16 protein-coding genes are annotated in these 12874 nt (G+C 63.2%); 7 read left to right on the forward strand and 9 right to left on the reverse strand.

The window, feature by feature from the left end; translation table 11 throughout:
- Nucleotides 1–5: 5 nt before the first annotated feature.
- A complete protein-coding gene (locus ACSMXN_RS22925) occupies nt 6–1319 on the reverse strand; it encodes a hypothetical protein (protein ID WP_022915273.1) in 1314 nt (437 codons plus the stop codon).
- Between the two features lie 188 nt (nt 1320–1507).
- Between ACSMXN_RS22925 and ACSMXN_RS22930 the strand changes: the two genes are divergently transcribed.
- From ACSMXN_RS22930 to ACSMXN_RS22940, 3 genes are all read left to right on the forward strand, one after another.
- Nucleotides 1508–2074 carry a dihydrofolate reductase family protein gene (locus ACSMXN_RS22930; protein ID WP_027139917.1) on the forward strand — a complete coding sequence of 189 codons (567 nt, stop codon included), beginning with the start codon at nt 1508–1510 and terminating at the stop codon, nt 2072–2074.
- 204 nt (nt 2075–2278) lie between these two features.
- Nucleotides 2279–3403: an acyl-CoA dehydrogenase family protein gene (locus ACSMXN_RS22935; RefSeq protein ID WP_027139916.1), complete on the forward strand. Its 1125-nt coding sequence runs from the start codon at nt 2279–2281 to the stop codon at nt 3401–3403.
- A gap of 105 nt (nt 3404–3508) precedes the next feature.
- Nucleotides 3509–4609: an acyl-CoA dehydrogenase family protein gene (locus tag ACSMXN_RS22940; protein ID WP_022915272.1), complete on the forward strand. Its 1101-nt coding sequence runs from the start codon at nt 3509–3511 to the stop codon at nt 4607–4609.
- 78 nt (nt 4610–4687) lie between these two features.
- On the opposite strand, the gene ACSMXN_RS22945 is transcribed toward ACSMXN_RS22940, so the two are convergent.
- Both ACSMXN_RS22945 and ACSMXN_RS22950 read right to left on the reverse strand, forming a co-directional pair.
- Entirely contained in the window at nt 4688–5521 is an 834-nt protein-coding gene (locus ACSMXN_RS22945) for an acyl-CoA thioesterase domain-containing protein (RefSeq protein WP_022915271.1), read from the reverse strand.
- Nucleotides 5522–5735: 214 nt separating this feature from the next.
- Complete coding sequence (locus tag ACSMXN_RS22950) at nt 5736–5960, reverse strand: DUF5652 family protein (protein ID WP_027139915.1); 225 nt, start codon at nt 5958–5960, stop codon at nt 5736–5738.
- A 226-nt stretch (nt 5961–6186) separates the two neighbouring features.
- On the opposite strand from ACSMXN_RS22950, the gene ACSMXN_RS22955 reads away from it, so the two are divergent.
- Genes ACSMXN_RS22955 through ACSMXN_RS22965 form a run of 3 tightly spaced genes read left to right on the forward strand, consistent with a single transcriptional unit; the run spans nt 6187 to nt 7598 of the window.
- A complete protein-coding gene (locus tag ACSMXN_RS22955; protein ID WP_022915269.1) occupies nt 6187–6519 on the forward strand; it encodes a metalloregulator ArsR/SmtB family transcription factor in 333 nt (110 codons plus the stop codon).
- A complete protein-coding gene (locus ACSMXN_RS22960; RefSeq protein ID WP_022915268.1) occupies nt 6516–7001 on the forward strand; it encodes an SRPBCC family protein in 486 nt (161 codons plus the stop codon). The genes ACSMXN_RS22955 and ACSMXN_RS22960 overlap by 4 nt, the downstream gene beginning before the upstream one ends.
- Nucleotides 7002–7025: 24 nt before the next feature.
- Nucleotides 7026–7598, forward strand: coding sequence for a dihydrofolate reductase family protein (locus tag ACSMXN_RS22965; RefSeq protein WP_022915267.1), 573 nt, complete (start codon nt 7026–7028; stop codon nt 7596–7598).
- Between the two features lie 48 nt (nt 7599–7646).
- Here the strand turns inward: ACSMXN_RS22965 and ACSMXN_RS22970 are convergent, their stop codons facing one another.
- From ACSMXN_RS22970 to ACSMXN_RS22995, 6 genes are all read right to left on the reverse strand, one after another.
- Nucleotides 7647–7958 (reverse strand): transcriptional regulator, encoded by a 312-nt coding sequence (locus tag ACSMXN_RS22970; protein ID WP_022915266.1) that lies wholly within the window; start codon nt 7956–7958, stop codon nt 7647–7649.
- Complete coding sequence (locus tag ACSMXN_RS22975; protein ID WP_022915265.1) at nt 7955–8437, reverse strand: hypothetical protein; 483 nt, start codon at nt 8435–8437, stop codon at nt 7955–7957. Before ACSMXN_RS22975 ends, ACSMXN_RS22970 begins: the two co-directional genes overlap by 4 nt.
- An 89-nt stretch (nt 8438–8526) precedes the next feature.
- Nucleotides 8527–9165 (reverse strand): TetR/AcrR family transcriptional regulator, encoded by a 639-nt coding sequence (locus tag ACSMXN_RS22980; protein ID WP_081649330.1) that lies wholly within the window; start codon nt 9163–9165, stop codon nt 8527–8529.
- Between the two features lie 59 nt (nt 9166–9224).
- Nucleotides 9225–10082, reverse strand: a complete 858-nt coding sequence (locus tag ACSMXN_RS22985; RefSeq protein WP_155958539.1) for an alpha/beta fold hydrolase — start codon at nt 10080–10082, stop codon at nt 9225–9227.
- Nucleotides 10083–10113: 31 nt separating this feature from the next.
- Entirely contained in the window at nt 10114–10953 is an 840-nt protein-coding gene (locus tag ACSMXN_RS22990) for an alpha/beta fold hydrolase (RefSeq protein ID WP_022915262.1), read from the reverse strand.
- A 170-nt stretch (nt 10954–11123) separates the two neighbouring features.
- Nucleotides 11124–11684 (reverse strand): hypothetical protein, encoded by a 561-nt coding sequence (locus ACSMXN_RS22995; protein ID WP_022915261.1) that lies wholly within the window; start codon nt 11682–11684, stop codon nt 11124–11126.
- 107 nt (nt 11685–11791) lie between these two features.
- Between ACSMXN_RS22995 and ACSMXN_RS23000 the strand changes: the two genes are divergently transcribed.
- Nucleotides 11792–12517, forward strand: a complete 726-nt coding sequence (locus tag ACSMXN_RS23000) for an alpha/beta fold hydrolase (protein ID WP_022915260.1) — start codon at nt 11792–11794, stop codon at nt 12515–12517.
- Nucleotides 12518–12874: the final 357 nt, after the last annotated feature.

The following is a 12874-nucleotide window of genomic DNA, read 5'->3' on the forward strand; positions in this document are numbered from 1 at the left end:
AATCACTACCGCATCGCGTCGAGTCCACGAACAACCTCGCCCAGTTTTCTCGTTTGCCAGACGTTGAGCATTCTGGTCATCACATGCAGTTGGATCCGAGCATTTTCGTGGTACCGGAATCGGCTGTCTTGATGACCTTCCAGGCCGTCGATGTCGTCGAACGCTCGCTCCACGGCGATGGGAGCTCCCATTGACCACGCCAGACCAGAAACTGTCATCAACAGGACGTGAAGCCTGAGCTCGTCCAGGTCGAGCAGCGGGCCACCTTGAGCCGCATATTCCTCGATGAACACGGTCAACAGCTCGTCCAGGTGCTCATCCCAGATGAGTGGCTCGGCGCCACTGATCGCGCCCGTGATCGATTGAGCCACACTTATCTGCCCGGCGTTTGCCCAGTCCAGGAAGCCACACTGCAATGACCCGTCCGGTTCACGCCTGAACCAGCAGTTGTCGATGTTGGCGTTCCAGTGCGAGAAAGCAATGAAATCGGGATTGCCGTGGAGCAACTCTCTGATCCGGGCCCCCGCGGCAACCGCGTCGGGAATGTCTCGCATGAATTGCTCGCGAAACTCTGAGGTGCGCACATTGTCGGGAAAGAGCTTTGGGTACCGCTCGATGAAGTCGAACATTCGCGTTGCCCGCTGGATGACTTTGTCTTCCGGCAGTTCCGTGCCGGAGGCGGCCAAAGCCTGCTCTCGGTCGTATGGGAACTCCCGGTCGAAGTCGGGCGGTAGCTTGCCGGCCCGGTGTGCTCCCGACAACGTGGCAAGGCCCTTCACGATCGCCTTGTAATGGCTAATCTGATCCGGCACCTCGTAGTCCATGCACTTGAGGTGCAACGGTTCCACGCCCTCGCGGCCATAGGTGATGCACTCGGAGACGATGAGTCCGGAGCCAGACTCGGGGTCCACGTCCGCGAACAGAGTGGTCGGAACCATAACGGGAAAGTCCGGTGCCATGGACAGCACGGCGAAGTTCACTTCCGAAATCGTCAAGAAGCGTCCCCTGTCCCACAACTCGTCGTCGAAGTTGCGCGAGAACTTGATGAACAGCTGCTCGGGCAGACCTGGCTCGGGCACTTCGTACTCCACGGTCAGCAAGAACTTCTTGCCGGTGCCACCCCCAACGAACTCTTTCGTTGCGACGATGCCGTTGACGCTGTTACTGGCGCCCAATGCGCCGGAAGCCCAAAAGGCTCGGGTGAGAAAGTCGGTGCCGTTCGACAGCAATGCTTCGACATCGGCCGGGACCTCGAGCCCAAAGATCTTGCCCGGCACCCAGCGCCTGTTGTCGCCTTGGCCGTTTCTCGTCAAAATCATGTCGTTCTTCCTTTTAGGACCACGTCGCAGGTTACCAACGCAGTTCGCCACCAGCCGCTGACCGTGGTCGGTCACACAAGGGTTGCAGGCACCGGGTTGCCATTGTGCGGCCCGAGTTTCCGGTTCACGCGCCCGAAACCGGAATCTCGGGCCGCACAATGATCATCTCTAGGGATTAACTTGACGGCATGACCAAGTTCGTCTTCGACACGGCCGCGACCCTGAACGGCTGGATTGCCGACAAGCAGAACTCGCTCGGGTGGCTCTTCGCGGTCCCCGGCGGCACCGAACCGGATCCTAATTTGCTGCCGCAGGCTGCCACGGTGATGGTCGAGGGGTCAACGACCTACGAATGGGTGCTCGCGGAATCGGACATTCTTGCCCACCCCGAGCGGTGGAAGCAATTGCACGGTGACCGTCCAACGTTCGTCTTCACCAGCCGAGACTTGCCGACGCCTGACGGTGCCGATATCCGTTTCGTGAACGGTCCAGTCGCAGCTGCATTGCCCGCAATTCGTGAGGCAGCCGGTGCCGGTGACGTATGGCTGGTCGGCGGGGGTGAACTGGTCGGGCAATTCTTCGATGCCGGCGCCCTCGACGAGTTAGCGCTCTCGGTCGCCCCCGTCGCCCTCGACGGCGGTGCGCCCCTGCTGCCACGACGCATCGAGGCCGATCGAATGCGACTGATTTCGGCCACAGCACACGGCCAGTTTGCGCGGCTGATGTATGAGATTGTGCCTACCTCGGCTACCTGAAGCTGCCCACTTCGAGGACGTCGGATGAGTGGGTGTTTGGGAGAATCGGCACAACCAAAGCCCGAAACCCGAGGACTGTTCACAGCGCGGAAAACGAGTGTGCTGTCATTGTTCTTAATCGCACGCAGTCATCACCCGCGCCGTCGTCATTCCTGCACCGCCGTCATCACCTCGCGCCGCCACGTCGCTCTATTGGGAGGGCACATGTCTGACACCCCCGCACCAGCTCAGGAACTCGCGGAATTTCTAGCGGAAAATCTGCCGGACTGGCGGGCGCGCTGGAACGGCGAGGACTCCTTTGAGGCAGCCCTCGACTGGCAGCGAATCATGCAGACCGGTCAATGGGTGGCGCCCGAGTGGTCGGTGGAGAACGGCGGCCGGGGCCTCGACGTCCTGTCGGCGTTGGCCTGCGCAGCGGTCCTGGCCGAGAATCACGTTCCGCGAACCGCTGGCATCTTCGGGGTCAAGAACGTGGGCCCGACGATTGCCGCGTACGGCACGCCAGAGCAGCGCGAACACCTGCCACGGATTCTGCGTGGCGACGAAATCTGGTGCCAGGGCTTTTCCGAGCCCGGCACCGGCTCCGACCTCGCAGGTTTGCAAACTCGCGCGGAGCTCGACGGCGACGAGTTCGTGATCAACGGCCAGAAGGTGTGGACGTCCTCCGGGATGCGCGCCGACCACATGGAACTGCTGGTGCGCACTGACCGAGACGCTCCGAAGCACAAGGGCATCTCGGCGTTGCTGATCGAACTCGACACTCCCGGTATCGAGCGGCGTCCGATCCGCCAGATCACCGGCGGCTCAGAGTTTGCCGAGGTTTTCTTCACCGACGTCCGAGTGCCGCGAAGTTCGCTGCTCGGGCCCATGAACGGCGGGTGGGGCGTCACCATGACGACGCTGTCATTCGAGCGTTCGGGCGTGGTGGCTTTCGCCAAAGACATCGAGCAAGAGGTCGAGGCATTGGTTTCGGCAAACTCCGCGGCCGCCGGTGCCCCAGCGTTGTCAGCCGACAACCGCGACCAGCTCGTGCGGCGCTTTGTCGAGGGCCGCTTGCTGGGCGCCCTCGGCAACCGGTCTCTGGCGTCCATCGTCGCCACCGGCGAGCCCGGAGCCGAGCAGTCGATCATCAAACTGCTTCACAGCCAGGTGACCCAGCGGCTGGCGGCGACGCGTGTCGCTCTCGGCGGCATGGCAGCGCTCACCGGCGCGGACGACGATGCGGAGCTTGCCTACCTGGGCGCGCGGTCGGCTGACATCGCCGGCGGCACCACCGAGATCATGAAGAACATCCTCGCCAAGCGCGTGCTTGGAATGCCGTCGTCCTAACTGCACGAACGGTCAGTGCAGCATGCATCACCGCCCCAAGAATCACCGCGCCACGCTTCGCCGCGCCATCCCACCAACGATTGCTCGAACGCCGGAGGCCTTCCGATGGATCTAACTGTCACTCCCGAGATGACCGCGTTGCGCGAGGTCGTCGCGTCCTTCTTCACGCGCAAGAATCCGATCTCGACGGTGCGCGAATTTCTCGACGACCCGCGTGGCTACGACACCAAGACCTGGTTGCAGCTGGCCGAGCAGGTCGGTGCCCAGGGTCTGTTGATTCCAGAGGCCTACGGCGGGCAGGAAAGTTCGCTGCGAGAAATGGCCATCGTTCTGGAAGAGGCCGCCCATAGCTTGTGGGGCGGCCCACTCGTGGCCAGCTCGGTGTTGGCGACGCTTGCGCTTTTGGAGTGCGCGGACGAGGGCGCGCGTTCCGAGTGGCTTCCCCAGTTGGCCGACGGCTCCGTTGTCGCCACGCTGGTTACCGCTCTCGACCGGCCCTTTGACGACGCGGTGCCGACGGTGACGTTGCAGGCCGGTGGCACCACAGTGTCGGGCACCGTTCGTTACGTCCTCGACGCCCAGCTTGCTGACCTGTTCGTGGTGCCAGTCGACGTCGACGGGCGGACCGATCTCGCGGTAGTCGAGGCGGGCGCACCGGGCCTGACGGTAGAGGTGCTGCCAAGCATCGACCTGACGCGGCGACTGTGCACTCTGACGTTCGCCGACACGCCGGCAACGATCGTCGGCACCGATGTTGCATCCGGCCTCGCCGTCGCGCTGACTGCCGGCGCGGTGGCGATCGGCGCCGATCAGCTCGGGCTGCTCAGGGCGATGGTCGAGCTCGCGGTCGAATACACAGGCGTCCGCAAGCAGTTCGGTGTCCACATCGGTTCGTTCCAAGCAGTGCAGCACCTGTGCGTAGATCTCTTCGTCGCTAAGGAGTCCGCGGCTGCGCTGGTCGCTGCCGCAGCTGCCGCCGACCCGGAAGAAGCTGCCGAACAGGCGCACGTCTTGCAGGCCTACACCTCAGAGGCCACCCCGCTCGCCGGCGAGACAGCCTTGCATCTGCACGGCGGAATCGGCTACACCTGGGAGCACGACATTCACCTTTACCTGCGTCGGGCAAAGCTCGATGAGGCCCTGCTCGGTGACTCGGCAGCGCACCGCGAATCACTGGCCCGCCGCCTCGACCTCGCAGCCCACTGACGAAGGCTGACCGCGTGGTGCGGGCATAGCCAACTGGGCTATGCCCGGACCCTGGCCGGGCGGGCGGTCAGCTGGGCGCTACAACGCCGAGCCGGGGCCCCGACCGCCTGGCTTCACCATGCTGTCCTGGGAGAAGGTTGCCACCAGCGCGCCGTCCTGTCGGTAGATCGTCCCGCGCCCGTGCACCCGGCCCTTACCGGCGAAGGTCGCTTCCTGCACGATGAGCGTCCAGTCGCCGGCGTCGAACTCCCGATGGAAGTTCAAAGTGTGATTCACGACGCCGGTGGTCAGAGTGAGGTGCGCGTCCTGGATGCGAACAACGTCGTCGTGCCCGCGCATCGCTAGTTCGATGAGCTGACCGTTCGTCGCGTAGCCAACGATCGCCTGGCTCGCGGCCAAGGAGCCGACCGGCTCAGGCATACGCGTCCAGAACGCCGATACGGAAACGCCGTTCGCGGTGTCGGACGGGAGTTTGGCGGTGCGAACGTCGGCTCCGGGGAACGCGATAGCCGGCGACGTCTCGCCGTCTTCCGGGTTCGAGACGTCTGGGCGCTCAACTTGATGGGTGATGAGATCCGGTTCGTCGCTGCTGAGCATGACCTGAGCGCGCGTCAGGAGTCGTTCACCCTGCCAGGCGGTGACGATATCCGCGCCGAACGTACGCCCGGACTGGAACGGCTCCACCGTCAGGTGGATCGGCTCGGAGTACAAGCCCGCCCGGCTGAACACCGTGTTCATCGACTTGACGTATTTGCTGCCGCCGCACTCGGCGTCTGCGGCCATGATTATCTGGGCCATGAGCTGACCACCGAATACGACGTTGCCGCCTTCGGGTGACCCTTCCGGCTGGTGAACCGAGAACCGGTTCTCGCCGAGAGATTCCAGGTGCAGGAGTTCCAGGTTGTTGGCCATCGTTCTTCTCCTCCTGCGGGCTGGACGCGCCCGCGCTGTGTGATCTTGCCACGGCAACGGGCGCCGGATTGCGCCAGTCGTCCAGGCCATCTCCGGCATGCCCACTCGGGTAGCCGTCCTCGTGCAACTCTGCACAGTGTGCCTGATCGAGTCCGCCGCGTGAAGGAGCGTTCAGAAAAAGGTAGGCGGACGCCAGACGGTGGCGGCGATGCGGCTACTGACGTCGACCCCGGACGAAGTAAACGACGGGCACCGCGCCAAACGAGTTGATCAATGTAATTGCGGCCACCCAGGCCAGCTTCGGGCCGCGGACCTGCCGCGCCGGCCGCCGCGCCAAGTCGTACAGAGCAGCGCTCTTGAGCATGCCCTCGACAGTGCCGACAGAGATGATCACGCGACGGGTGCGGGGGCTCAGGTCTTTCCATCTCTTCCTGCTCATCACACCACTTTGCGCCAACCGGCGAGCCGGGGCAACCAGTAGAGACCCAATCGGCAACCCGGTCGCATGCGCGAAGGTCGGAATGCGGCGGCGCATCTTCGTCATCCTCGAGTTGCTCACCGACGGCTCTGTCCGGCCTGCTCGCGGGCCGGCTCGCGCTTGAGCGCACCTGATCAGTCCGGTTTGCCCTTGACATTGACGTGGCACCAGAGCAATACTGAACTGGATGGTTCAGTATTCGGTTCTAGATGTTTCGTTCGCAGCGTTGTCCGATCCGACGCGACGTGGCATCTTGCACCGACTCGGTGAAGGTCGAGCAACGGTCAGCGAGCTTGCTGAGAAGTTTGAGATGACGTTGACCGGCATGCGCAAGCACATTCAGCTGCTGGAACAAGCAGATTTGGTGGTAACCGAGAAACATGGGCGAACGAGATACTGCGAGTTAAGCAGAAACTCCCTTGATCGCGAGCTGGCGTGGATCGACGCGTATCGCTCGATGGTCAACGCCCGGATGGACCGTCTCGAAGAGTTCCTCAACCGAACGGAGACGAAGTCATGACAGCGAAAACTGCTCCCGTCCCGGCACGGGTTACGCTCAAAGGCGATCGCGAGATCCACATCGAACGCATCTTCAATGCTGCGCGCGAACGCGTATGGGCCGCTTTCGCCGAACGCGACCTGATCGCCCAGTGGTGGGGCCGCGGCAACCAACTCGACATCGAACGCTGGGAATTCCAGGTCGGTGGTCATTGGCGATTCGTTGAGCACCATGATGAAGGCGTCGATGGCTTCGAAGGTCGCTTCCGAGAGATCACCGCACCCGAACGCCTTGTCTACACCTTCGAGTGGGACGGCATGCCGGCCTACGTTTCGATCGACACAGTCACCCTGGAAGACCTGGGCGATGGCCGGACGAAGCTCGTGACCGAATCGCAGTTCCACACGCCTGAGGAACGCGACGGGATGATCGCGACCGGTATGGAAGACGGTTTGAACGAGAGCTACCGGGCGCTGGATGCTCTGCTGGCAAAGGGCATTTAGGAACCTCCGGCAAAGGAGGCGGACATGACGAGCACCCTGACTGTTGACGTATTCCTTTCCGTCGACGGGTGGGCCGGGTCGGACGGCTTGCCTGGATACTTCGGCTATCTCGGCCGAGAACTACAGGAATGGATCACGTCCGAGCTAGACGCACCACAGGTTGTGGTCATGGGGCGCCGTACCTACGAAGCTCTCGCCGCTCTCCCTCCTGAGGCGCATGGCGACTCTTGGCCCAGGATGAGCCGGCTGGAGAAGGTCGTGTTCTCCCGGACTCTGCAGGAAGCCGCCTGGCCCAACACTCGGATCTGCTCTGAAAATCTGGTCGAGGCGATTCCGAAGATGAAGGCCGAGAGCGATGTTCCGCTTCGCACCATGGGAAGCCTGTCACTGGCCAAACAACTCATGAGCGCGGGCTTGGTCGAGCGCCTGCGCCTGATGACCTTTCCCTTGATCGCCGGGGACTCAGGGCGCGAAGCAGCGTTCTCGGAGATGGCCTCAGCCGATCTCGAACTGGTTAATCACCGAGCACTGGATGGCCGGGTGCTGCTCGTCGAGTATCGCCCTACGGGCCAAGACATTCCTCGGGCGGCGAACTGACACGACTCAACGGGGATTCGTACGCCGAACCGGCTCTGCCGGGCCGAACTAGCGAAGCGGAGCCTGCAGTTCGGCGTTCGCAACGATTGCCCTCAGCGCGGCGACGTGACCCTCGAAGGCGGCTCGGCCGGTGTCGGTCAGGCGGGCTCGGACGCGCCGCCGGCGATCGCTGACCGGACGTTCGATGTGCAGGTAGCCAGCATCTTCAAGTGTTGACAGCTGCTTGGAAAGCGCCGAGTCGGACAGGCTGAGCTGATCGCGAATAAAGGCGAATTCGACCCAATCGGCGGCCGCGAGAATCGATACGATCGAAAGGCGCGTGCTGGGGTGGATGAGCTCGTCGAAGCGTGCCTCGGTCATGCTGGCCCGGCAGCCCGTGCCGCTTTGCGCCGGACGCCAGCCAATAGTTGCGGCCCGCCGAGTGCAACGATCGCGGCCACGAAAATACTGGCGATGATGCTCGGGTGCCGTGCACCGTCGGCGTTGACAGCGAGCGCAGCACCAACAGTCACCGCGGTCATGATGACCAGGCCACCTATGACCAATCGCGGCACTTGCCGCCCCACGACGGCCGCGCTGACGCTGAGATTGTGGCTTCGGTGCCGACCGTCGACGACGCGTGGCGCGATGGCTGCATGTGCGGCACCGAAGGCCAGGGTGGCGCCCGAGGTCACCCACGGATTGCCCACGTCGGCGAGGACACCGAGCAGAATCCAGCAGCCGGCCAGGCCCCACCAGTACCAGCTGGGAACGTCGATCTCGTCGATCACCCGCCGCCGTCCATGCTCTACCGCATCCAGCGCTGCTCGGGCTTCCTCTTGTGTCACCGGACGTTCCACGTTCCGACCTCCTTCACTTTCCTGACTGGAAAGTAACGATAGAGTTTCCCATCAGGAAAGTCAAGGAGGTTGATCGGCCGCCACCGTGGCTAGGCTGGCTTATCCACCAGACCCGTCAACAACCGCTTCACCACCTGGACTGCCTCGTCGCGGGCCTTCTTCGGCTGTTTCGCGTTGGCGATGTAGAGCGCCGCTTCGTCGATCGCCGCCAGCAGGATGTGGGCAAGCGCGCCGGTCGGTTGAGCGGCTATCGTGCCCTCGGCAATGGCTAGATCGAGCAGGCCCTGAATACTGCCGAGGCCATATTGCTCCTCCAGTTGACGCCAGTCCTGCCAGCCCAACACGGCGGGACCATCGATCAGCAGGACGCGCTGAACTTCAGGGGTCAGCGAGGCATCGAGAAATCCCAGCAACCCGTCACGCAGCCGGCCGTAGGCGTCAGCGGCCGGTTTGGTCTTGCCAGCCGCGCCGACCAGATCGTGCTCCACCCGTTCGAAGACTGCGCGGAACAGCGCCCGCTTGTCGGCGAAGTGGTGATACAGCGCGCCCCTCGTGCCGACCCCTGCGGCAGCGACGATCTCTTCAGTGCCCGTGTTGTAATAGCCCTTTTCGACAAACAGAATCCGGGCCGCGACGATCAGTGCTTCGCGGGTCGCCTCGGCTCGCTCGGCGACGGCCATGGCGCGTGCCGGCTGCGAGGGTGGTTTACGCTGCACGCTCCTGCTCATCCGTACAGTTTGGCACGACGATGCGCGAGTCAGGCCGGGCCGCGCTCCCTGAGCCGCCCTCAGCCTGAGATCGCACGAGCAACAGCTTCTGGCGCATCGAGCTGGACGTAGGTCTTGGCGCCGGCAACCCAAGTGATCTCCGTGTTAGGCAGCGCAGCAGCCAACCGTTCGGCGTCCGCCTTGGGGAAGAAGTCATCGTCATCACCCCAGACCAAGGTCGTCGGGATCTGCACCGTCGGCAACCACGCCATCGCCTGCTGCTCATCCGTCGGCCTCAGCGCGGCAGTGACCTTCACCGCGTCTGCGAGCACGTTCGTACCACCAAAGATCGTCGCGATACGCGCCGGTAGCACCGGCCGAGCGGCGACGCCTTTGAGAAACTGGCGCCGACCTCGGCCTGAGCACAGCAGCAGCCGTAGCAGCGGTCTCACAACGAACGGTGCCCGCCGACTCAGCGTCACCAATGGTCCGAAGGCCTTCGGCGGCAGATGGTCATAGCTGTCACAATTCGTCAGGACGAGCCTGGTGACCCGTTGCATGGCCGGCAACGAGCCATCGAGGGCAAGCAAGACGAAGCCGCCACCCGAGTCGTTGCCGACAACCGTTGGTGCTTGCAAGTCGAGAGCATCAATCAACTGCGGCACAAGTGCCGCGAGCTCGTCGAGATCAGGCTTCCAGCCGGGGCTCTGCGGGACGCCATGGCCACCGAGCGGCAGGGTCGGCACCCAACAGGTGTGTGTCTGAGCCACGATGGTGACCACGTCGTCCCAGACGCGGCCGGTGACATACACCCCATGAATGAAAAGCACATCGGGACCGCTGCCGTAACGCCGCACCTCGACCGTCGAGGTCGGAAGCCGTACCTGTTGCACCGTGAAGGCTGGGCCGTCCATCGGGGAGTTCATCGGGTCATCCATCGGCGATTCCATCGTCATTATCGGTCGCCGATCAGGTCGCGGGCGACTTCCGGATCACGCGTGCGAGTTCGTCCGGCGCGTCCAGCTGCGTGTAGGTCTTTGCACCCGGGAGCCACGTGACCGTCGTGTTCGGCAGGGCTGCCGCGAGACGATCACAATCACTCGGCGGGAAGAAGACATCGGCGTCCCCCCAGACGAGATCTGTCGGAATCTGCACCTCGGACAACCACGCCATAGCCTGCTGGACCGGTGACGGCTTGAGTGTCGCGGTTACCTTAACCACATCGTCGAGCACAGCCTCGTTGCCGAACATGGCGTTGATGCGATCGGAGGAAAGGTGCTTGCTGGCAATGCTGCCCATGAACTGCTCACGTCCGGCGTCGGAGAACAACATCGGCTGCAATTGCCCACGAGCCGCGGCGGGATCTTGCCGGCACAGATCGATCAAGGGATTGAAGGAGGTCGGTGGAAGGTGGTCATAGCTATCGCAATTCGTCAATACCAACCGGCTGATCTTGCTCACTGCAGGGCGATCCGACGCCAGCGCCAACAGGACGAAGCCGCCACCGCTGTCGTTGCCGACAACCGTGACGTCGGATAGCTCCAGCGCATCGATGAGGTCGAGCGTCATATCGCCAATGCTCTCCAGGGTCGGCTGCCAATCCGGGCCGAGCGGCTGATCGTGACCGCCCAGCGGCAGCGTTGGGACCCAACACGTCGCCTCGCCCTGGAGCAGGTCGACCACGTCATCCCACACCGAGCCGTTCACGTAAACGCCGTGCATGAAAAGCACATTCGGTCCGCTGCCGACTCGCCTGACATGCACCGGCACCCCGGCCGCCTCGACGGTTATTTCCGACGCATCACTCATGAGTTAGTCACCTTTCGGTTGGTCACCAGACGGCTGAGGAATCGAGCTGATCTGACGTCGACAGGGTTCTCGCAGCGCCCGTACCTACAGCCTGTATGTGCAGCGTACGACGCGTAGGTGGATCGGTCAACGATGCGCCGAGCTTGCCCTCGGTGTGCTGGCCGATTCCGTCATGGCGCCTTTGCCTTCTCCTCTGCGCGGCGCGCTACTACTCGCAATACCTCGCGACGAATTGCACCACTGCTCCCGCGGATCACGAACCAGTAGACGCCGAAGGCTCGCCGAGTCCTCGGATCGGTCGCGAGGATTCGGGTCTCGGTACTCACGAGAGTCCCAACTGACGTGGAGGCAAGGCGAAACTCCATTGCAACCTTTATCCATCCAGGTTGCGTCCAAGCCCGCAACGCCGACGCGTCCAGAATTGGCGGCCGGCTTCCTCCGAGCAATCGCCAAGCCTGGCTGAGGCCCGCCTCGATAACGGCGTCCGGCTGCCGGGAGAAGAGAATCGGAATGGGCGTCACGTCGAGAAAAGTGCGGCCAGCCAGGCGTGGAACCTTGCGCCCACTGAGCCGCGCAGGCAGAAGGCGGACCCACTCGAGGGCTAGCCCCAGGGGAAGCGCAGACATGGGCACTCGGTTCAGCTCGTCCCACGCAACCGCGATCGGCGCTCGGACCGTGCGTGCGTGACGCATCCGAAACTGCGGATTGGGCACCACGTCATCAAGATCCATGATTGGCCCAGTCAAGCACTGCCAAGACCTTGCTGGTGTACCACGGGACCGATCGCCCGTACGCTGAGTGCGACTAGCTAACGCGTGACGACTCGACGAGGAGACACATGCCAAAGCCCACGATCGTCCTGGTACACGGCGCCTGGGCCGACGGCTCCAGCTGGAACGCCGTCGCGTCCGAGTTGCATAGCCAGGGCTTCAGCATCTTCACACCGACGAATCTGCTGCGCGGCGCGACCGACGCCTCCTACGTCTCATCCTTCCTTGCCCAACGCACAAGCGGACCGGTTGTCCTGGTCGGTCACTCCTACGGCGGCTTCGTGATCACCAACGCCGCGACCGAAGGTGGCGACGTCAAAGCACTCGTTTACGTCGACGCCTTCGTCCCCGAGGTTGGCGAGACAGTCTTTCAAATCCTTGGCGGGTCCGGTTCGGCACTAGACGTACCCGACCCGACAACCGTCCTCGACCTGGCCGGCTACCCGGGCGCACCTGAGGGTGATGTCGAGGCGTTCCTGAAGCCTGAAACGGTGCACAACTACTTCGCTCAGGACCTGCCCGAGGCCGACCGTTGGTTGATCGTGCAAAGCCAACGACCAATCACCCTGAGCGCGAACACCACCGCATCGGCTACCGCTGCCTGGAAGACGATTCCGAGCTGGGCTGTAGTGGGCACCGAGGACCGCGTGATCCCACCCGACACCCAACGGCGCATGGCACAGCGAGCCGGCGCAACGATCACTGAAGTCGCCGGCTCACATGTCTCCATGGTGTCCCACCCACAGGTGGCAATCGACGCGATCCTGGCCGCGGCCGCCTCGGTCGGTGATTGAGACACCTCCCAGCGCTCCATCTTCAGCCAGGTACACGAGCTCTCTTACTCCGACGGTCCGTAAGGCTGACCATCACCGTTCGCCGCTGCGACCTCCGGCGGCGCGGAAGGATCCCCGACTCCCGCAAGAATGTTTTTGCGCTTGTGAACGTACAGTCACGCCATCGTCACCGAGGTGGCTCACTCTGGACTACGTGACCGCTCAGGGTCTGTTCCGAAGTCGCCTGCAGGTATTCGGGGGTTGATTGTGTTCGAGTCGAGTCGTTCCCTTTGTTTATATATGAATCTGGTTGTTGACCTGCCCCCACGAGTTGCTCAGGCAGCATTCGATGCACAACAGCTCCAACCGGCGGCCGAG

This window comes from Parajatrophihabitans canadensis (assembly GCF_053764775.1).

What these genes read in the sequence shown, in the direction of transcription:
- ACSMXN_RS22925 (WP_022915273.1), bottom strand. Translation starts at nt 1,319, where the DNA reads ATGATTTTGACGAGAAACGGCCAAGGCGACAACAGGCGCTGGGTGCCG.
- ACSMXN_RS22930 (WP_027139917.1), top strand. Translation starts at nt 1,508, where the DNA reads ATGACCAAGTTCGTCTTCGACACGGCCGCGACCCTGAACGGCTGGATT.
- ACSMXN_RS22935 (WP_027139916.1), top strand. Translation starts at nt 2,279, where the DNA reads ATGTCTGACACCCCCGCACCAGCTCAGGAACTCGCGGAATTTCTAGCG.
- ACSMXN_RS22940 (WP_022915272.1), top strand. Translation starts at nt 3,509, where the DNA reads ATGGATCTAACTGTCACTCCCGAGATGACCGCGTTGCGCGAGGTCGTC.
- ACSMXN_RS22945 (WP_022915271.1), bottom strand. Translation starts at nt 5,521, where the DNA reads ATGGCCAACAACCTGGAACTCCTGCACCTGGAATCTCTCGGCGAGAAC.
- ACSMXN_RS22950 (WP_027139915.1), bottom strand. Translation starts at nt 5,960, where the DNA reads ATGAGCAGGAAGAGATGGAAAGACCTGAGCCCCCGCACCCGTCGCGTG.
- ACSMXN_RS22955 (WP_022915269.1), top strand. Translation starts at nt 6,187, where the DNA reads ATGGTTCAGTATTCGGTTCTAGATGTTTCGTTCGCAGCGTTGTCCGAT.
- ACSMXN_RS22960 (WP_022915268.1), top strand. Translation starts at nt 6,516, where the DNA reads ATGACAGCGAAAACTGCTCCCGTCCCGGCACGGGTTACGCTCAAAGGC.
- ACSMXN_RS22965 (WP_022915267.1), top strand. Translation starts at nt 7,026, where the DNA reads ATGACGAGCACCCTGACTGTTGACGTATTCCTTTCCGTCGACGGGTGG.
- ACSMXN_RS22970 (WP_022915266.1), bottom strand. Translation starts at nt 7,958, where the DNA reads ATGACCGAGGCACGCTTCGACGAGCTCATCCACCCCAGCACGCGCCTT.
- ACSMXN_RS22980 (WP_081649330.1), bottom strand. Translation starts at nt 9,165, where the DNA reads ATGAGCAGGAGCGTGCAGCGTAAACCACCCTCGCAGCCGGCACGCGCC.
- ACSMXN_RS22985 (WP_155958539.1), bottom strand. Translation starts at nt 10,082, where the DNA reads ATGGATGACCCGATGAACTCCCCGATGGACGGCCCAGCCTTCACGGTG.
- ACSMXN_RS22990 (WP_022915262.1), bottom strand. Translation starts at nt 10,953, where the DNA reads ATGAGTGATGCGTCGGAAATAACCGTCGAGGCGGCCGGGGTGCCGGTG.
- ACSMXN_RS22995 (WP_022915261.1), bottom strand. Translation starts at nt 11,684, where the DNA reads ATGGATCTTGATGACGTGGTGCCCAATCCGCAGTTTCGGATGCGTCAC.
- ACSMXN_RS23000 (WP_022915260.1), top strand. Translation starts at nt 11,792, where the DNA reads ATGCCAAAGCCCACGATCGTCCTGGTACACGGCGCCTGGGCCGACGGC.